Source organism: Dokdonia sp. Asnod1-B02, assembly GCF_045063955.1.
Taxonomy (GTDB): Bacteria; Bacteroidota; Bacteroidia; order Flavobacteriales; family Flavobacteriaceae; genus Dokdonia.
The window spans coordinates 2,273,567-2,293,984 of record NZ_JBEFNW010000002.1 but is presented as its reverse complement, the minus strand read 5'-3'; the positions used below and the strand labels follow the sequence as shown (position 1 = coordinate 2,293,984).

13 protein-coding genes are annotated in these 20,418 nt (G+C 38.2%); 4 read left to right on the top strand and 9 right to left on the bottom strand.

Features of this window, described 5'->3' with window-relative positions; genetic code table 11:
* Nucleotides 1-33: 33 nt before the first annotated feature.
* The 5 genes from ACJJVU_RS10430 to ACJJVU_RS10410 all read right to left on the bottom strand — a co-directional run bounded on the left by ACJJVU_RS10430 (nucleotide 34) and on the right by ACJJVU_RS10410 (nucleotide 6,560).
* Nucleotides 34-1,848: an acyl-CoA dehydrogenase family protein gene (locus ACJJVU_RS10430; protein ID WP_405225046.1), complete on the bottom strand. Its 1,815-nt coding sequence runs from the start codon at nucleotides 1,846-1,848 to the stop codon at nucleotides 34-36.
* Nucleotides 1,849-2,025: 177 nt separating this feature from the next.
* Nucleotides 2,026-3,219: an acetyl-CoA C-acyltransferase gene (locus ACJJVU_RS10425; protein ID WP_298324660.1), complete on the bottom strand. Its 1,194-nt coding sequence runs from the start codon at nucleotides 3,217-3,219 to the stop codon at nucleotides 2,026-2,028.
* 40 nt (nucleotides 3,220-3,259) lie between these two features.
* Nucleotides 3,260-3,619: a four helix bundle protein gene (locus ACJJVU_RS10420; RefSeq protein ID WP_013752308.1), complete on the bottom strand. Its 360-nt coding sequence runs from the start codon at nucleotides 3,617-3,619 to the stop codon at nucleotides 3,260-3,262.
* Between the two features lie 77 nt (nucleotides 3,620-3,696).
* The gene (locus ACJJVU_RS10415) at nucleotides 3,697-6,105 is read right to left on the bottom strand and encodes a 3-hydroxyacyl-CoA dehydrogenase/enoyl-CoA hydratase family protein (RefSeq protein WP_144783850.1); all 2,409 of its coding nucleotides are present in this window, start codon (nucleotides 6,103-6,105) and stop codon (nucleotides 3,697-3,699) included.
* A complete protein-coding gene (locus ACJJVU_RS10410) occupies nucleotides 6,105-6,560 on the bottom strand; it encodes a MarR family winged helix-turn-helix transcriptional regulator (RefSeq protein WP_013752306.1) in 456 nt (151 codons plus the stop codon). Before ACJJVU_RS10410 ends, ACJJVU_RS10415 begins: the two co-directional genes overlap by 1 nt.
* Nucleotides 6,561-6,861: 301 nt before the next feature.
* Between ACJJVU_RS10410 and ACJJVU_RS10405 the strand changes: the two genes are divergently transcribed.
* The 3 genes from ACJJVU_RS10405 (at nucleotide 6,862) to ACJJVU_RS10395 (ending at nucleotide 12,439) form a co-directional block, all read left to right on the top strand.
* Nucleotides 6,862-8,064 carry a GAF domain-containing sensor histidine kinase gene (locus ACJJVU_RS10405; RefSeq protein ID WP_339844732.1) on the top strand — a complete coding sequence of 401 codons (1,203 nt, stop codon included), beginning with the start codon at nucleotides 6,862-6,864 and terminating at the stop codon, nucleotides 8,062-8,064.
* A gap of 209 nt (nucleotides 8,065-8,273) precedes the next feature.
* Complete coding sequence (locus ACJJVU_RS10400; protein ID WP_405225039.1) at nucleotides 8,274-11,192, top strand: PEP/pyruvate-binding domain-containing protein; 2,919 nt, start codon at nucleotides 8,274-8,276, stop codon at nucleotides 11,190-11,192.
* Nucleotides 11,192-12,439 (top strand): serine hydrolase, encoded by a 1,248-nt coding sequence (locus ACJJVU_RS10395; RefSeq protein ID WP_405225036.1) that lies wholly within the window; start codon nucleotides 11,192-11,194, stop codon nucleotides 12,437-12,439. Before ACJJVU_RS10400 ends, ACJJVU_RS10395 begins: the two co-directional genes overlap by 1 nt.
* Nucleotides 12,440-12,500: 61 nt before the next feature.
* On the opposite strand, the gene ACJJVU_RS10390 is transcribed toward ACJJVU_RS10395, so the two are convergent.
* From ACJJVU_RS10390 to ACJJVU_RS10375, 4 genes are all read right to left on the bottom strand, one after another.
* Entirely contained in the window at nucleotides 12,501-15,344 is a 2,844-nt protein-coding gene (locus ACJJVU_RS10390) for an Npt1/Npt2 family nucleotide transporter (RefSeq protein WP_405225033.1), read from the bottom strand.
* A gap of 26 nt (nucleotides 15,345-15,370) precedes the next feature.
* A complete protein-coding gene (locus tag ACJJVU_RS10385; RefSeq protein WP_298324686.1) occupies nucleotides 15,371-16,267 on the bottom strand; it encodes a serine hydrolase in 897 nt (298 codons plus the stop codon).
* A gap of 159 nt (nucleotides 16,268-16,426) precedes the next feature.
* On the bottom strand, nucleotides 16,427-18,118 hold the full coding sequence (gene ggt, locus ACJJVU_RS10380; RefSeq protein WP_405225029.1) for a gamma-glutamyltransferase: 1,692 nt from the start codon (nucleotides 18,116-18,118) through the stop codon (nucleotides 16,427-16,429).
* A gap of 33 nt (nucleotides 18,119-18,151) precedes the next feature.
* The gene (locus ACJJVU_RS10375; RefSeq protein ID WP_405225026.1) at nucleotides 18,152-18,736 is read right to left on the bottom strand and encodes an ACP phosphodiesterase; all 585 of its coding nucleotides are present in this window, start codon (nucleotides 18,734-18,736) and stop codon (nucleotides 18,152-18,154) included.
* A gap of 207 nt (nucleotides 18,737-18,943) precedes the next feature.
* Here ACJJVU_RS10375 and glmM point away from each other — a divergent pair, with 207 nt between their 5' ends.
* Nucleotides 18,944-20,332: a phosphoglucosamine mutase gene (glmM, locus tag ACJJVU_RS10370; RefSeq protein WP_405225023.1), complete on the top strand. Its 1,389-nt coding sequence runs from the start codon at nucleotides 18,944-18,946 to the stop codon at nucleotides 20,330-20,332.
* Nucleotides 20,333-20,418: the final 86 nt, after the last annotated feature.

Sequence of the window (20,418 nt, the reverse complement as noted above, 5' to 3'; positions counted from 1 at the left end):
TTACACATAGTTTTAGTGACTTATTAAGATATATTATGCGTCAAAGCGATATTTTCCATGTTGCTCAACATCTGCAGCAATCTGGTTACGTAAGCCTATTACGTTAGGCTGGTTTGTGTACTTTGTAAAACGCTTAAGACCCATAAGCATCATACGTTGCTCATCACCTTCGGCAAAAGAGATAATAGCTTCTTTAGCCTTGGTCTGGATAATATCTACTGCGTTAAATAAGTATAGTTGAGTCATTGCAAGTTGCGTTGCTTGGCTCTCAAGACCTGTACGTTTGATATTCTTCTCTGTACGTAAGATTGCACTCTCAGACATATAGATTTCAATCAAGATATCTGCAGCAGCCATTAGTAATTGCTGGTGTTTCTCTAGCTCTGTTCCATATTTCTTTGCAGCAGATCCTGCTACCATTAAGAATACTTTCTTAAGACGCTTAAGAAGATCTTTCTCTTCAGATAATGTTTCAGAAAAATCTGGTGTATCAAAAGAAGGAATACCCATAAGTTCTTCACCTACAGCAGTAGCAGGCCCCATAAAGTCTACATGACCTTTCATTGCCTTCTTCACCATCATTCCTACCGCTAGCATACGGTTAATCTCGTTTGTACCTTCATAGATACGAGCGATACGAGCATCTCTCCAAGCAGATTCCATAGGAGCATCTGCACTAAAGCCCATTCCTCCAAAAACTTGGATACCTTCATCTGTTGTATTCTGTACATCTTCAGATACAGCAACTTTAAGGATAGAACACTCAATAGCATATTCCTCAACACCTTTAAGCTCTGCTTCTTGGTGTGTGTTTCCTTCTGCATGACGCATAGCGATACGATCCTCTATGTTTTTTGCAGCTCTGTATGATGCAGACTCATCTACATATACATTTGTAGCCATGGTAGCAAGCTTTTGCTTAATTGCTCCAAAGTTTACGATAGGAGTTTTAAACTGTACACGCTCCTTAGCATATGTTACTGCTTCATTTACCACACGACGTTGTGCATCAAGACAAGCAGCTGCAAGTTTAATACGACCTACGTTAAGTGCGTTCATTGCAATTTTAAATCCGTTACCACGCTCAGAAAGCATATTCTCTGCAGATACTACAGTATCGTTAAAGAATACCTGACGTGTAGAAGAAGAGTGGATACCTAATTTCTTCTCTTCGTCACCTAGTGTGATTCCGTTAGAAGGATCATTTTCTACGATAAATCCTGTGATGTTCTTATCGTCTTCTATTCTTGCGAATACGATAAAAAGGTTACAGAATCCTGCGTTTGAAATCCACATTTTCTGTCCAGAAATCTTGTAAGATTTTCCATCTTCAGAAAGTACAGCTTTTGTTTTTCCTGAGTTTGCATCAGATCCAGCACCTGGCTCTGTAAGACAGTAAGCACCAAACCACTCACCAGTAGCAAGTTTAGGTACATATTTTTGTTTTTGCGCTTCGTTACCGTATAAAGTAATTGGCATGGTACCAATTCCTGTATGTGCTCCAAAGGCAGTACTAAAAGATCCAGTTGCACCAGAGATGTAATCACAAACAAGCATTGTAGATACAAAGCCCATTCCTAATCCACCATACTCTTCTGGTACAGCAACACCTAGTAAACCAAGTTCACCAGCCGTACGCATTGTTTCTTCTGTGTATGCATAATCTTTCTTTTCAAAACGCTCCCAGTGTGCCCATAGATCACGATCTACAAACTCCTTAGTACTATCGCGCATCATTCTTTGCTCTTCGTCAAGATCTTCCATTGTGAATACATCTTCACAAGCTGTTTCTTTTACGATAAATTGTCCACCGCGTAGGATATCTTTTTTTGTTTCTTCTGTTGCCATAATTTGATATTAGATTCGAGATTTTAGACGTTAGATAGGGGGTAATCATCCTTCTAAAATCTGATCTCTATGTTTAAATTGTGTTATTCTTTTTTTGATTTTTCTTTTCCCGCTTTCGCGAAAGCGAACTTTAAATAGATGAGATGCTCCCTTTTAACAGAAGATCTCATCCTAATATTATTTAAGGAATTCGTAAATTCCTGCTGCTCCTTGTCCAGTACCTACACACATAGTTACCATCCCGTATTTACCTGACATATCACGCTTGCGCATCTCGTCAAATAACTGTACCGAAAGTTTTCCTCCTGTACATCCTAGCGGGTGACCTAAAGCGATAGCTCCACCATTTACGTTTATAATATTTGGGTCAAGACCTAGCTCGCGAATTACTGCAAGTGATTGTGATGCAAATGCCTCGTTAAGCTCGATAAGCTCAATATCATTTTGCTTAAGACCTGCTTGCTTCAATGCCTTAGGAATCGCAGCTACAGGACCTATTCCCATAATACGTGGTGGTACACCAGCCGCAGCATAGTTTACCATACGTGCAATAGGCTCGATGTTTAATTCCTTAACCATTTCCTCACTCATTACCATTACAAAGGCAGCACCATCACTCATTTGTGAAGAGTTACCTGCAGTAACACTTCCTCCAGCAGCAAATACTGCTCTAAGCTTTGCAAGCGCCTCTTTACTAGTTCCAGCACGTGGTCCTTCGTCTTTATTTACTGTGTAAGATCTAGTAGCTTTCTTACCATTTGCGTCGATATACGTTTGCTCCACATCAATAGGAACAATTTGATCTTGGAAACGGTCTTCTGCCAGTGCACGTAGTGCTTTCATGTGAGAGTTGTATGCAAACTCATCTTGATCTTCACGAGATACCTTGAATTCATTTGCAACAGCCTCTGCCGTGTTACCCATTCCCCAGTAGTAATCTTCGTGCCCTGTTTTTACAATGGCATCGTAGTTTAATTCTGGTTTAAATCCTGTCATAGGTACAGAAGACATAGACTCTGCACCACCAGCGATAATACAATCGCCCATTCCTGCTTGAATCTTTGCTACTGCCATCCCGATAGTCTCTATTCCAGAAGAACAAAAACGGTTTACCGTTACACCAGGTACATCAATTACGTCAAGTCCCATTAAAGAGATAAGACGTGCCATGTTAAGACCTTGCGATCCTTCTGGCATTGCATTTCCAACGATTACGTCATCTATGCGTTTTTTGTCAAATTCTGGCAGCTCCTTCATCATATACTGGATGGTTTCTGCAGCAAGCTCATCTGCTCGCTTGAATCTGAAGACACCTTTGGGAGCTTTCCCAACGGCTGTTCTATATGCTTTTACTATATATGCTGTTTTCATAATTTTTAAGATTATAGAATATGGAGAATAGAGTATAGACTTAATTATTTAGTCTATCAATAAATGCTCCTATCATTCTTTGCAATTGCTGTATACTATCTTTTAATTCTTTATAATCAGTTTCAGAAACATAGTTTTCGATTTTAGCAATCTCTAATTGTGTTTCCCATTCATAAGCAGATCCAAGACTTGTTTCTAAGTAAGACTTAAAATGCTTATCAGTAGATTTTGCAGAGCCTTCTGCGATATTTGATGGAATAGATACTGAACATCTATTCATTTGACTTGTAAGATTATAGATTTCAGACTTTGGAAAGGTTTTAGTCAACTTATAATTCTGACTAGCAAAGGTTACACCATATTGCCAAATTTTCAAGTTTCTAAAATTATGCCTAGCCATTATCTCTACAATCTTTTGTCCATTTCACAAGAGTAAGAAGTCTATATTCTATACTCTATAATCCGTATTCAGAAAAACTAGTTTCTCAACGGCTTCCCTTTTTGTAACATATGCTGGATACGCTCTAACGATTTTCTCTCTGTCGCTAGTGATAAGAACGCCTCACGCTCTAGGTCTAATAAGTACTGCTCAGAAACTCTTGTAGGTTCAGAAAGATCTCCTCCTGCCATTACATAAGCGAGTTTATTTGCAATCTTCTTGTCATGCTCAGAGATGTAGTGAGAAGCTTCCATAGAATCTGTTCCTACTAAGAACATTCCTAAGGCTTGCTTACCTAATACAAGTACATCATTACGTTTTACCGGTTGTGTATATCCTTGATCTGCCATCTGGCGTGCCACAGCCTTAGCCGTTGCAATCTGACGATCACGGTTTACCACTACGATATCTTTACCGTGCTTAAGGATGTTAAGGTCATAAGCTTCATGAGCAGAGGTAGAGACTTTTGCCATACCAATAGTAAGGAAGTGCTCTTGTAGTACATTTAATTGTACATCACCTTTATCAAACTTATCTGATGCTCTTAAGGCCATTTCCTTAGATCCACCACCACCAGGTATTACACCTACACCAAACTCAACGAGTCCAATATAAGATTCGGCAGCAGCTACAACGCGGTCTGCATGAAGTGTCATCTCACATCCACCACCTAATGTCATACCGTGAGGTGCAACCACTGTAGGGATAGCAGAGTAACGAAGACGCATACACGTATCTTGGAAATATTTTATTGCAGCGTTAAGCTCATCATATTCTTGCTCTACGGCATACATGAAAATCATTCCAATGTTTGCACCTACAGAGAAGTTAGTCCCTTGATTTCCTATTACTAGTCCGTCGTAATTTGTTTCGGCCATATCAATAGCCTTATTTAATCCTGCAAGTACATCACCACCTATAGAGTTCATCTTAGAGCGGAATTCTACATTTAAGATTCCGTCTCCTAGATCTTGTACAGATACTCCAGAGTTTGAGAATACTTCAGTTTGTTTTCTAATGTTATCAAGAATGATAAATGAATCTTGACCAGGTTTTTTTACATGCGCTTTCGCGGAAGCGGAATATACATGCGTAGCACCATCTTTTACAGAATAGAAAGTCTCGATTCCAGCAGCAGTCATGTCTGTTACCCAAGAGGCAACTTCAAGACCTTCTGCTTTCATTAGTTCGATACCTTTTTCTACACCTACAGCATCCCAAATTTGGAATGGTCCGTGCTCCCAGCCGAAACCAGCTTTCATAGCATCATCTATCTTGTAAAGCTCATCTGTAATTTCTGGAATACGATTTTGTACGTATGCAAATAAGTGTGCAAAAGACTTTCGGTAAAATTCACCAGCCTTGTCTTTACCACCCACAAGCACTTTAAAACGATCGTATACATTATCGATAGTTTTGGTAAGCTCTAAGGTTGCAAATTTTGCTCTTTTTGCAGAGCGGTAATCCATAGTATCTAGGTCAAGCGTAAGGATTTCTTTTTGCCCTGTCGCATCAACATTCTTTTTATAGAATCCTTGACCAGTTTTTGAACCTAACCATTTATTTTCCATCATCGTGCTGATGAAACCTGGTAAGGCAAATAATTCTTTTCTTTCGTCCTTAGGGCAGTTTTCTGCAATACCGTTTGCAACATGTACAAGCGTATCAAGACCTACTACATCTACCGTACGGAAGGTTGCAGACTTTGGACGACCTATTACTGGTCCCGTAAGTTTATCTACTTCCTCAACCGTCATTCCCATTTCCTTAACGGTATGGAATAATGACATGATAGAGAAGATACCAATACGGTTACCTATAAACGCTGGAGTATCTTTTGCTACTACAGATGTTTTTCCTAAAAATTGCTCACCGTAGTTATTTAAGAAATCAAGTACGCTCTGGTCTGTTTTTGGCCCAGGGATGATTTCAAATAATTTAAGGTAGCGCGCAGGGTTAAAGAAGTGTGTCCCACAGAAGTGTTTCTGGAAGTCTTCACTACGACCCTCAGACATAAACTGGATAGGAATACCAGATGTGTTTGAAGTAATAAGTGTACCAGGAGTTCTGTGTTTTTCTAAGTTCTCAAAAACTTGCTTTTTAATATCAAGTCTTTCTACAACTACTTCTATAATCCAGTCTACATCCTTCACTTTTGCAATATCATCCTCAAGGTTTCCTGTGGTGATTCTACTTGCAAAAGACTGGTTGTAAATAGGAGAAGGCTTACTTTTTAAAGCAGTAGTAAGTGCATCGTTTACCATGCGGTTACGAACTACTTTATCTTCAAGAGTAAGACCTTTTGCTTGTTCTTTAGCATTGAGTTCTCTAGGTACGATGTCTAGTAAGAGTACATCTACACCGATATTTGCAAAATGACAAGCGATACCGCTTCCCATAATTCCGCTACCGATGACGGCTACTTTCTTTATTCTACGTTTTGCCATTATTTTACTAAGGTTTCTTTTTGGTTAAAAACTTTTCTATTTTGAATCAAATCATTGATGGTATCAATAACTTCATAAAAGTTGTTGATTTTTTCTTCACTTATAGTATTTCTCACAGCACCATTAAAGGTCTTTACTTTTGTTTTTGAGAAATCTCTTTTTTCTTTTCCAAATGGAGTAAGATGTATAAGAACACCGCGTCCGTCTGCTGGATTAGGTTTGCGTTCTATCAAGCCTTTTTCTTCCATAGTCTTAAGTGTACGAGATAGGGAAGTAGCTTCCATACCCATACGAGGACCTAATGCTGTAGATGGTGTTCCTTGGTCTGGATCTATACTTAATAAGGCAAAACCAACGGCCATCGTTACATCAAACTCTGCTGCTTGTTCATTATACATTTTCATTACTGCTTGCCAAGTGGCTCTCAAACAGTAGTCTATTGTTTTATCATTCATAGGGTTTTATTCCGAAATCGTTGTAAATATACAATAATTTACTATGCACGCACAGTAGTTTTTGCGAATTTTATTGATTTCTACTATTTATTTTACTTGAGTAGTTGCTAATACATTGACTGTAATATACCTCAAGTTCGTAGAATTTTTGTAAATTCTATGTTATTATATCGTCTCATGTTATTCAATACAGTCAAAATGATATTGTATAAACGCTATAACGTTAAAAGTAAGCCATTATCTTTGTCCCTTGAGCCTAACTGTTCAACACCCTAAAACGGCTCTTAAATGTATCGCCAGTATGATAGCACCAGCAACACCAGTACATGAGTTTAAGCGCATGAAAGCTTTGCATGGTCTAGAACTTCTAGACACAGCTCAAGAACCAGACTTTGATTACATTACTAAACTTGCTGCTTACATATGTAATACGCCTGTAGCCCTCGTCACTCTAGTAGATGAAGACAGACAGTGGTTTAAGTCTAAAGTAGGCTTTGCACCTTGTGAAACCTCTCGAGATAGCTCATTTTGCGCACACGCGATTTTAACACCTAATGAGATTTTTGAGATTCCAGACGCTACAAAGGATTTGAGGTTTGTAAACAACCCACTTACTAAGGGCGACGCGCCAGTTATATTTTATGCTGGAATCCCATTGCGTACTAAGAACAAGATGGCTGTAGGATCATTATGTGTGATTGATCATAAGCCTAATAAACTTAATCAAGAACAACGAGAAGCACTCATTACCTTAGGTAAGCAGGTAGAACGTCTTTTTGAATTACGATCTGTTAATGCTAAGCTAAGAGCTGCCAAGGAGAACCTCACTAAGCATAATTCTTTACTACAAGATTTTGCAGGGACCGTATCTCACGATCTTAAAATGCCACTAGCAAATCTCATATTGACATCAGATATTTTAAAGAAAAAATATAATGACGAGATAGATGAAAAAGGTAAAAACTATTTAAGCTACCTCAAAAAGTCATCTATGTCTATGAGTAAGTATATCACTAACATTCTTACGCATTATGAGAGTACTGCATATGATAAGGATGATGTGCATGAGTTTATGCTTAATGATATGCTTGAGGATCTTGTAGATCTTCTCAATATCAATTATGAGTGCGACGTTCACTTCCCAGAAAATAATATAGAGTTGCATTGTAATAGGTCTGCACTTGATCAGATTTTCTTAAACCTTATTGGGAACAGTCTTAAGTATAATGATAAGAAGCATACGGTAATAGATATCAAGGCCACCCAAACGTCCAAGCATTTTGAATTTTCTATAAGAGACAATGGTCGTGGTATAGAAGAGGATAAGGTAGATAGTATTTTTACGTTATTTAGTACCGTAGGACATTTAGACAAAAATGGAGAACGCGGTCATGGAATTGGACTTTCTACAGTACAAAAACTTGTAAATAACCTTGGTGGTACGATAAAAGTAAAGTCGGAGCTTGGGAAATTTACAGAGTTTATTTTTACAATAGCGAGATAGCTAAGTAGGCTTTCGCGAAAGCGTAACACTTCATATTATTGATGATTCTAGCCTATAAATTTTACCGTAGGTATGGCTACCAAATAGGCTGGCTGTAGGCTGTAATCGTTATTATTAAGTTAATTATCACTTAGATTTACGTTAATCTCTAGTCAATCAAATTTGGACTAACCTATATTAGTTCAAACAATCAAATCAAACATTACTACATGTTGAAAATTACCCAGTTATTGCTTACAAGCCTTACTATTTGTATAGCGAGTACAATGTATGCGCAGGACCTTCCTGTTGCATCTATAAAAAAGAGTATTGAAACATTTAAAGAAAATGCTCGTGGTCCTTACAAAAAGATTGAATGGTTTTGTAAAGATGGTACACAGCGTGAAGCACGTGACCCTTGTCCAGATGACATAGGTGGTGGAGTACAACATGCAAGTTACAGTGATGATCTTATCGCACTAGGTAAAAAGCACCATTTATATGTGGCAGACATTCTTGCAAATACAGACAAAGAACTTTTTTGGGATGTGGCAAACGACCATAGCCGCATTAAACAATATCAACTTGCTCGCTACTTAGGGAGTGTAGATGATGGATGGGTGCAGCGCAAATCTCAATTTTATAGAGGAGCTGTACAATCTGAAGATGAAGAAGCATGGGGTATCGACTTTTATGAGTGGCTACTGCGTAGCGATACGAGACTAAGACAAAATTACTATTTACTGCGTCAAACATTGCGAGATATACCACACGATGGTGATAGTAACATTGCACAACGTATGCGTAGCGAATCAAAAATCCTCGCCGAAGATTATCCTAAGTTTATGGATGCCCGTATTAAGATACATGGTAAACCTAGCGTGAGTGATATCCAGATGGTACAAGAATTTAGAACAAAGCATAAAGGCAATCTTTCTGATAAATTAAAATCTCAGTTTGATGCTTTAGAGAAAACAATGGCTGCTTTTTATGCACCTATTAATTTTAAGGAGTTACAAGCGCAAGTAAATCAAGTATCTGTAAAAAATGAGCTCACAGAACGTATAACAAGCTTTCTTGCAAACAGCGAGCGTGACGCCTCTCCTGAGATATTAGTGCCAGAAATTGCAGACATTTTGTGCTTAATTCGCCAAGAGATAGAAACTTTAGATAGAGGAAGTGATAAGCTCACAATGCTTGACCTCTCTAACGAGCTTGAAGATATACTTCTTATAAAAACACAAGAGTGGAAACCAGAGACACTCAAGAGTTTACTATATAAGATTCAGACGTTGGGTTATGCCGCGACGGGAACAGGACTTATAGAAATGAATGAGTGGGCAGCGGTAGAGCCTTATCTCATCGCCGATAGCTATCATAATGATAAGAGTGTTGCACAACTAAACGATTTTCTTGCCACATCAAGGGGACTTGTAGAGTGGAGCGCCTCTCAGGTAAAAGCAAACTATCAAGAGATTGTAGATATCTATGCGCAGTTTGAACCTAAGGCATATGGCTTCATAGATGATCGTGTACGCTCGTCTGTTGCTCTTGATTTAGGGGAGAGTGTTAGTACGTTAGGAGCATTTATCGCAAAGCATTCAGGACTTGAAAACAAGGTGATGGATATAGATGGACAGTCTTCTGTACGAGGATTAAATCCTGGCTATGCTTATGGTGAGCTTGTCGTTATTGAAGGATCTCCTGAAGGAGTGGAGGTAGATACGGAGAAGATTTACGTTTTTGAAAAACCGCCATCAGATCTTAAACCTGTTGCTGGTATTATGACTGTGTCAGAAGGTAACCTTGTCTCGCACGTGCAATTACTTGCTAGAAACTTAGGTATTCCTAATGCGGCCTTATCTCAAGAAAACCTTCAAGATTTGAGTAAGTATAGCGGTAAGAATGTGTTTTATGCAGTTTCAAACAAGGGAAGCGTTATCATAAAAGGCGAGGACGATATTACAGATGAAGAACGTGAGTTATTTACAAAGAAGCAACGTTCTACTAGCCAAGTAACGGTGCCTGTAGAAAAGATTCAGCTTGATAAAAAAGATATCATAAACATGCGAGATCTTGATGCAAGTGCATCTGGAAAACTTGTAGGTCCTAAGGCGGCAAACCTTGGTCAGCTTAAAAAGATGTTTCCAGATCAGGTAGTAGAAGGACTTGTGATTCCTTTCGGAATATTTAAAGATCATATGGATCAAAAGATGGCTAGTTATGATGGTTCTTACTGGGAGTTTTTAAATAACGCTTTCGCGAAAGCGGAAGACATGAAAACCTCTGGCGCATCGTCAAAAGAGATAGAGACCTTCCAACTAGAAGAGTTGAAGAGGTTGCGTGATGCGATTAATGTAATGACACTTAAGCCGTCATTTGTGAATAGCTTACGAGCAGATTTCCAAAAAGTGTTTAAATCACCTATCGGTAAAACACCCGTGTTCTTGCGTAGTGATACAAATATGGAAGACCTTGAGGAATTTACAGGCGCAGGATTGAACTTGACCCTCTTTAATATACTTGATGAAGATAAAATCTTGAAAGGAATTAAAGACGTTTGGGCTTCTCCATATACGGAGCGTAGCTTTAAGTGGCGCCAGCAATATCTGAGTAATCCAGAAAATGTATTTCCATCCATTTTAATTATACCATCTGTAGATGTGGATTATAGTGGAGTGATGATTACCAAAGGAATTAATCAGGGAACGGATGAGGATCTTACAATCGCCTTTAGCCGTGGAGCAGGAGGAGCAGTAGATGGCCAAGCTGCCGAAACTAGACTTGTAACAACAACGGGCAGCAGGTTACTTTCTCCTGCACGTCAAGCAGATTATATACGCTTGCCGGCAACGGGAGGTGTTAAGAAGAACATAGCCACATTTGATAAGCAAATACTCAATGAGAAAAACATAAATGATATACGTGCAATAGCTCAGTCTATAAGAACACGCCTTCCAGAAATGACAGGATCTACTTATGATGGAGCTTATGATGTTGAGTTAGGATTTGAGAATGATAAACTGTGGTTGTTCCAGATTAGACCTTTTGTAGAGAATAAAACGGCAAAGACTTCTGAATATTTAGAATCTATTTCGCCTGTAATTAATGAAGACTTTTTAATAACCTTAGACGCACCAATAAACTAATGAAGACATTTATCACATTTACATTTATTGCATTATCCACACTTGTTGCCACGATAATTTATCCTATAGATGGTTATGACAGCACTGGAATCAAAAGATTGTATCGTCTTCAAAAAATGGAGAAAGATAGCATTACTAATAAGCGTATTCCTAATGGAGCTTATTTAAAACTAAATGATATTAAGTTGAATTTGCTTTCGCGAAAGCAAGATTCTCTTGGTGCACTCCTCGTTGAAGATCCAGAATTTGCGCGTGCTATTGCAAGAATCACTCCAGGCGGAAATTACTCGCTTGCGGTTCTTGATATGAGTGACCCAGAAAACTTGAAGTATGCAGCCCATAGAGAGAACGCTGGTTACCAGCCAGGAAGTGTGGGTAAAATTGCCGTACTAAATGGTTTTTTCAATGAGCTTGCAGAGACTTATCCAGATGATTTTGCACTACGTACAGGACTTATGTGTAATAAGCGCGTAAAAGCACGTTACTGGGGTACAGGAGATCACCACACCATTCCAATTTATGATATTGAAAAGGATAAGCTTACAAAACGCCAAGTAGTGGCAAGTGATGAGTTTTCATTATACGAGTGGGCAGATCATATGGTGTCTGTGAGTAACAATGGAGCTGCAAGCGTATTGTACAGAGAAACGATGCTGCTAGACGCCTTTGGAATGGATTATGCAGACCTAACAGAAGAAGAGTCTGAAAATTACTTTGTAGAGACGGATAGAGACTCTCTTACCAGCCAAGCAAACAGAGTTGTAAATCAGCCTCTAAGAGAGCTGGGGATAACAGAAGATGACTGGAGACTAGGAGGGATGTTTACAAGACCTGCTGGAAAGTATGTAGGAAGAGAAGGTGGTAGTATAGGAACTCCTAAAGGACTCATGAAGTTTCTAGTAGCCTTAGAGCAAGGAAACGTAATAGATGAAGAAAGCTCACTGGAGATGAAGCGTTTATTATATATGACAGATAGAAGAATACGTTATGCACAATCTAATAGACTTGATGATGCCGCTGTGTTTTTTAAATCTGGATCATTTTATAAATGTGATCGCAGTAAAGACCCAGGATGTAAAGATTATGCAGGAAATGTATATAACTATATGAACTCCGTAATCATTGTAGAGCAACCTAATGGAAAGAAGTACATAGTTTGCTTAATGACCAATGTGCTTAATAAAAACTCTGCTGGAGCTCACATGTATCTAGCAAGTAGTATTGATGAGGTGGTAAATCCATCCTAGTCATCATAATTAATAACTTTAAAAATGCCCATTAGAACTAATCTAATGGGCATTTTTTATATTATTTGTTAGCTTTCTGAGAGCTTTTAAGACCTTGCAGAACTCTCGTTGCTAGCTTGCTTATACCTTTGTTTCTATGTTTAGTAAAGGATTGTGTGATGGGAATGTATCTCGCATCCTCTAAGATTTCTATAAGATGTAGCATGGCGATATTCATTTGCCTGCTTCGGTTTCTTATTAAATTACGAATAGTTTGAAATTCTGACTGATCTTCTATTTCAAAGTGTGCTGTATCTGCTCCTTCTGTTTCAATAATGTTGTACTCTAGTAACGGTAAGATCTTATTCTTAAGTTTAATGTGAAGTAGGTTATCTAGAAATTCGATAGCGTTCACTTTTGCATTATCATCATCACTTTTTAAGCCTAGAAAAGCAGCTGTAATGTCGTCTTGGTTATAGCGTATGCTCAGTAATGTAAAAATACTATTCAGACTTAAATCTACTTGCTCTCTTAAAATCATGACAATCGCCTCACGAGCAAGTAAAATTTCTGTTTCCTTTCCATTTATGTCTTCGCTTAGGGAAGTTGTATTCACAAGCTTTATAAAGGTTGAAAGGGCATTTATGGTGCTTTGATAATAGTTGCTTTCCGTTAGGATGTATTTTGTTATGCGTCGCTTATCTATTACTAGAGAAGGATTTTGCGTACTTAATTTCAACAATGATTTTGAGGCATTCTTGCGTACGATAAGATTATTACTAGCTAGAAATTTATATAAAATGCGCACTGCATTCTGAGAATTAAAAGTTGCAATAACCTTAGGTAGATTTCTTTTTATATCAAGGCTAAAAGCATCCTCACTTTCTAACTGAAGCAGGGTTTTGGTAATTTCTGGTCCGTACTGAGTTAAACTTTTTATAGCAGTCTTACGTAAGTCTTTATCCTCTAAGTATTGCAGTAGGTGTCCTACAAATAATGGATCTGTAGTGATACCTGCAGCTTGAATTGCTTTTCTAGCAACAGAACGTTGCTTGTTACTAAAATGAATAGAGATGAAATAATAAAATTCTTTCATCCCAGAGTATGCAATCGTTAGCAGTAATTCTGATGTTTCTTTTTGATTTTCTAATCCTTCGGGAGTTCCTAATCTCTCGATTTCTTTGCCAATACGATTTCTTAAGTCAAATCGCGTAGCGAGGCGATCATTAGTGCGCGCATCTTGTGCGAGACAAAGTAATGCCGCTTTTGATATTCTTTGATTAGGGTGGTTGAGGTATTCATTAAAAACGCTATCGTCTTCTAATTGGGTATGATGCAATAAATATTGTAATACAGCAAGTGTGAGCGCATCATCTTCGTTAGAGAGCAGTGTTTTTACCTTAGCTAGCGCTGTTCCTTCTTTGTATATATATAATTCTTCTAAAGCTGCTTTTTTTACAGCGTTAGAAGGGTGATCGAGAAGTTTTACAATATGCGATTTAAGAGGATTGAGTTTTGTAGTAGATAACCTCGTAAGGAGCGTTAGTATTTCTTGTTCTTCACCAGTTTGTAAAATACGTCTCGCGGTAGAGATTGTTCTATCTTCTTGGAATGTCTTCTTAGAACTCTCCTTATTGAGAAGTAAGCTCTTCAAGTTAGTTCTGAAAGAGTCAAAATAAGCATCCCTTAGTTTGTAAATTAAAATGAGCCAAACAAATAGAAAAAAGAGTGTGAGTACTGTCACAAACTTAGTATCCAGCTCCATTCCTTTTATTACAAAAATGAGTAAAAATCCTGCAAGACCTGTAGCAACACTGTCTACTACGATGTCTATAAATGATTTAGCTTGATTTTTTATTGCGTAAGGTATGGGTAAAATAGAAAGCTCGGCAGCTGCTTTGTTTATTGATTGTTTGAAGCTACCATCTAATCCTTTGATAATGATAAGTACCCAAAGCTCAGGTACCGTAAGAAATAGGAGTGATCCCAAAGCAATCCCTAGTGGAAGGATGAGCATGGTTGAGGTTACCCCAAGATAACTGAGCACTCTGTTTGTGATAAACAGCTGAATTAATAGTGCAACGACATTAAATGAAGAGAACCAAAAACCCAAAAACGAAGCTAACTCATCTGAATCTGGCAATGCTCTATGCGCAAAATCACTGAATTGAAAATCTACGAGCTTAGCAACAACGACACTTACACCAATTATAGAAGCGAGGTATAGTAAATGCTTTGATTTTGATATGAGTTGATACGCATTACGATCTGGCGAGGTCGCTTGATGTACTTCCTTCTTTCTAGAATAAACGGTAAGCGTACGGAGCCTTAAATTCCATATGTGGTGTAAAATGGGCACACATGAGAGAATAAGAATACCTGCTATGAGAATAGAAACCTTATTCCCGAACATTGCAGAAATAAGCGTTGTCAAATATCCTCCAAAAATACCTCCTGCAATAGCCCCAGCACCTATAAAACCAAATAAGCGCTTTGCTTCTCTAGCATTGTACACCATATTCGCTAGTATCCAGAACTGTGAAGTAACTACAACTGCAAAAAGCGATATAAGAACATAGTAGAGATAAAGCACCCAGACTTCAAGAAATTTAAAGTGTAGCGCTATAGAGAGAATAATAAAAAATAGACAAAAAGCAGAGAGTGTGATTGTCGCAACCCTCTTAAAAGAATGTTGTTTAAGCGCTTTGTTATAAAAAAACGAACTAATGATGGCTACCACGGCAACCATGAGATACCCATAGGGTAATTTTTCTGCACCTAGGGCAGAGAGGAAAAGTGCATTTACTGTAGGCTTAACAATGAGCAATACTGTAATCACCAAAAAGATGTACAGTTGCATAAAAAAAGAGATGGTGATTTCACCATCTCTTATATCAAAGGCTTTTTTATAAAGTCTTTTTATCATTAATTATGTTTGGATTGTGAGATGCTCTAGTTGAATGCTAAAGCTCGTGATTTTTTCATTGCTTTTTCTAAAGGAATTACTAAATCTCTAACAATCTGCTCTCCTTGAGAATCATCTATAAGAGCAACCAAAATATATTTACGCTCAGGTCCCCATACTAGCACAGAATCCGAGTGCCAGTTTTTCCATGATCCGGACTTTCTATAGATGTCAGCTTTTGGAGCAATTTTATCTAATGTATTTACAAACTTGTGGTGTAATGCAGGATCTTTCATGATTTTAAGCATTTCTAAAGATCTTGCTGGGTTGATAAGATTTCCCATTGCAAGTTGGTAATAGAAGCTACACACTTGTCTTGCAGTAGCAGCATGACTAAGACCTTTCATAGGTTCTGGATGGCGTCTCCCGCCTGCAGCATATCTCTTTCCTACCCATAAACCACCACCTACTTCTTCATCATAAAGTTTAAGCTGATCGCTACGTAGTACTTGTTCTATTTTTTCATAACCTACACGGTCAATCATACGTGTAGATGCAGCATTATTTGATTTACTAATCATAAGGTGCATATCCTTGCGCACTTCTTTAGAATCCTTAAGCTCGCCATTTTCTATAGCATCCATAGCTGCAAGTAAAATTGCAATTTTAGGTAGACTAGCTGCATACATCATAAACTCATCGTTTAATCCTGCATATTCTATTCTATCTACATTACTCATATCTACAATACCTATAGACATTTTATTTGCTTTGACCATGCTCTTCCATTTAGGATTCTTTGCTATTTCTTGAGAAAGTAGCTCTTGAAGAATAGGACTAGAGTGTGTCTCTAGTGGAGCGACATCACTTACCGCTAGTGGAAGATTTTGTGCCGTCATCACTGAGGCAAGGAAGGAGCACATAAAAAGCGCAATGTATTTCATAAATATATGTTTTTTTAAAGGTTTCTTATAGTATACAAAAAGGCTGCCAAAGATAGCAACCTTTACTGTTAAAACGATGATAACGTCCTATAATCAACTATAGTATTTACTGTATTCTTAAAGTTATTATAAAATTGGGTGTTATACTCGTGAAGCTATTTAAAACCCTACCGCAGTATCATCTCCACGTCTATCTGCGCCACCTTCTAATGTGCCGTCAGGAAGCACTAAAATACCGTCTACTTTTCCGATAACTGGAGATTGTTCTTCATTTGTGTTGTATCCCTTTTCTTGTAACCCTTTTATGGTTTCAGCATCAAAACTATTTGGTTCAAATAATACAACATCTGGTAACCACTGATGGTGAAAGCGTGGTGCATTTACCGCTTCTTGCATAGTCATTCCATATTCATGAACGTTAAGAACCGTTTGTAATACAGAAGTAATTATTGTTGATCCTCCAGGAGTTCCTACGGTCATCCAGAATTCTCCATCTTTTTCTACTAGGGTAGGAGTCATACTTGATAGCATACGCTTCCCTGGTTCAATCTTATTTGCCTCGGCACCTATGAGGCCAAACATATTAGGAACTCCAGGTTTGCTAGAAAAATCATCCATTTCATTATTTAAAAAGAAACCTATCTCGTCTACATATAATTTTGATCCATAAGCACCGTTAAGCGTAGTTGTCACAGCAATCGCATTACCGTACTGATCTATCGCACTGTAGTGTGTGGTTTCCATACTTTCATAGCCAGGTAACTTCCCATGGCTCATGTCACTTGACTTTGTAGCTTTATCCCAAGAGAAGGAATCCATTCTGTTTTTTGCATACTCGTCAGAGAGTAATGTTTCCAGCGGAATTTCAACAAAGTCTGGATCTCCTAGATAAAAGCTACGATCTGCATAGGCACGTCGCTCGGCTTCGGTAAGTAGCTGGATGCTCTCTACTGTATTATGTCCATATTGTGAGATGTCGTAAGGTTCAATCATTTGCATGATTTCTGATAAGCATACACCACCAGAACTGGGAGGACTCATGGAAATGATTCTCAAATTATCATATTCAAAAGTTACGGGAGTACGCCATTTTGCTTCGTAAGCAGCAAGATCTTCCATCGTGATGATTCCGCCTTTTGATTGTAGGTAGTTCACTAACTTCTGTCCAGTTTCTCCTTTGTAAAATTCGTCTTTACCCTTTGCGACAATACGCTCTAGTGTTTTTGCAAGGGCTTCATTTTTGAGGGTAGACATTTTCGCGAAAGCGTTTGCATATAAAATACTATCTCCATTAAGCTCGATAAACTTCTCGCGCAACGCATCAAATCGTTTGGCTTGACTTTCAGTTACCACATATCCATTACGAGCAAGATTAATAACCGGTTGTAAAATTTGAGACATAGGTAAAGAACCAAACTTCTCGTGTACGGCAAACATACCCGCAAGACCTCCAGGAACACCCACAGCAAGGCTTCCCTCTGTGCTCAAGTTAGGAATCACATTACCATCTTTATCAAGATACATATCGTGCGTAGCGGCTGCGGGAGCCATCTCTCTATAATCTAGCGCGCCTATCTCGCCATCCTTAGTACGATATACTAGAAAACCACCACCACCTAGACTTCCTGCAAAAGGATATGCCACGTTAAGCGCCATATCTGTTGCAATCATGGCGTCAAAAACATTACCGCCTTGCTCCATAATTTCTGATCCTATGCGTGAGGCTTCTTCTCGAGCAGAAACTACCATTGCTTTTTGTGCAATTAATCCATGTACGGGCTCAGGAGTAGGTGTTTCTGTCTTGCACGTTATAAATAAGATAGGAGAGAGGAGTAATAGTAATTTTTTCATGTGGTTGTATTTTCTAACGTAAATATATCAAACTTAAAGTTCTTTGAGTTTCAGCTCAACAAATGCCTGCAGTTCCTCAAAAAATCTCGTAAACTCATCCTCAAAGGCTTCATAGTGTTCGGCTAGGTCTTCTATAGCCTTATCCATTGCCACGCGGCGCTTTGTGCGTATATTCATATTATAGAGCACTGTGCCTATTCCTTCCATAGTCGCATAACTAAGTAACCAGTTTTGTTCCATCATAGGGATCATCATTTTTTGGATTCGGCTCGTGAGCAGGTGATGATTATCCTCAAGTAATTGATAAAAATCTGCGATGTATATGTCTAAAGGCGTGTCGTGATAGTTCTTCCAGTTTTTAGCAAGAAAGTGATCATATAGAATATCTACAATCACACCAGAGTAATGTCCATATTTCTCGTGAAGCCGCTTTGTACTTTGTTTTACAATAGGGTGACTGTCTGTATAACTATCTATCCAGCGATGTATTAAAATTCCTTTCTGGATATCATCTGAGTATTTGAGGTACTTTTTACCTTTTATACCATCTGCCATAAAGTTGCCTATGGTCTCTTGTGGTAATCCGTCTGTAAGGTAAATGTGTGCAAGGAAGTTCATATAGAGAACAAGATAGTTGTTGCAAGTTGTATTATCAATGGTTACTGGGCAAATAATACTTAAAAAATCAATGTTGCGATAGTTACGCTTTCGCGAAAGCAAAAAAACTTAAACATAATTTAAATTGCGTCATAAGTGCTATCGAGTTCAATTCTTTACTTTTGCGTCATCAATCAACTAACACCTAATCTCAGAATATCATAATTTATGACACTAATAAAATCCATTTCAGGAATACGCGGAACCATAGGAGGACGCACAGGAGATAACTTAACACCAGTAGATGCTGTGAAATTTGCTGCAGCATATGGGGCCTGGCTCAAGAATGACCGTAACAAAGAAACCTATAGAGTAGTAGTAGGTCGTGATGCTCGTATCTCTGGATCAATGATACAAGAACTTGTGATGAATACCTTAATAGGAATGGGGATTCATATTATAGATTTAGGACTTTCTACCACGCCTACCGTAGAAATCGCTGTACCTATGGAACATGGAGACGGTGGAATCATACTCACGGCTTCTCACAACCCAAAACAGTGGAATGCTTTAAAGTTATTAAATAGTAAAGGAGAATTCTTAAACGGAGTAGAGGGAGAGAAGATCCTTAAGTATGCAGAAAATGAAGACTTCACTTTTGCTGAAGTAGATGATCTAGGTGCTATCACAAAAAATGATGCTTACATCGATTTGCATATTGAAGAAGTAAAGGCGCTAGAACTTGTAGATGTAGATGCTATTAAGGCTGCCAAATTTAAAGTCGTAGTAGATGGTGTAAACTCTACCGGAGGTATCGCAATACCAAGACTTCTGGAAGAATTAGGAGTAGAGGCAGTAAAATTATATTGCACGCCTAATGGTGAATTCCCTCACAACCCTGAGCCACTTAAAGAACACTTAGGTGATATCTGTAAAATGGTAGTGGATGAGCGTGCAGATTTTGGTGTCGTAGTAGATCCAGATGTTGATCGTCTTGCTTTTATAGATGAAAAAGGTGAAATGTTTGGAGAAGAGTACACGCTTGTTGCTTGTGCAGATTATGTATTAGGAGAGACTAAAGGAAATACGGTTTCAAATTTATCTTCTTCTCGTGCATTACGTGATATTACAAGAAAACATGGCGGAGAATACTTTGCAAGTGCTGTAGGAGAGGTAAACGTAGTGCAAACTATGAAAGACCAACACGCTGTAATAGGAGGAGAAGGAAACGGCGGAATCATCTATCCAGCATCGCATTACGGTCGTGATAGCTTAGTGGGAACTGCATTGTTTTTAACACACCTTGCGAAGCTTAAAATTACCGTGAGCGAACTTAAAGCTAGTTATCCTCCATACTTTATGAGTAAGCAAAAAATCCAACTCACTCCAGAGCTTGATGTAGATGCATTACTAGAAAAAATGGCTGCAAAATATGCAAATGAAGATGTATCAACGGTAGACGGTGTAAAAGTAGATTTTGAAAACCACTGGGTACATTTACGTAAATCAAATACAGAACCTATTATCCGTATCTATACAGAAGCAAGCACACAACAAAACGCAGATCAAATCGCAAATGATATGATTGTTACTATAAAGGAGGTTGCAGGCTTGTAATATATCTTATTCATACAATTTTAAAAAGGAGCGCCACGGCGCTCCTTTTTTGTTGTCTTTTTTAATAAATTTACATCCTAAAGTTT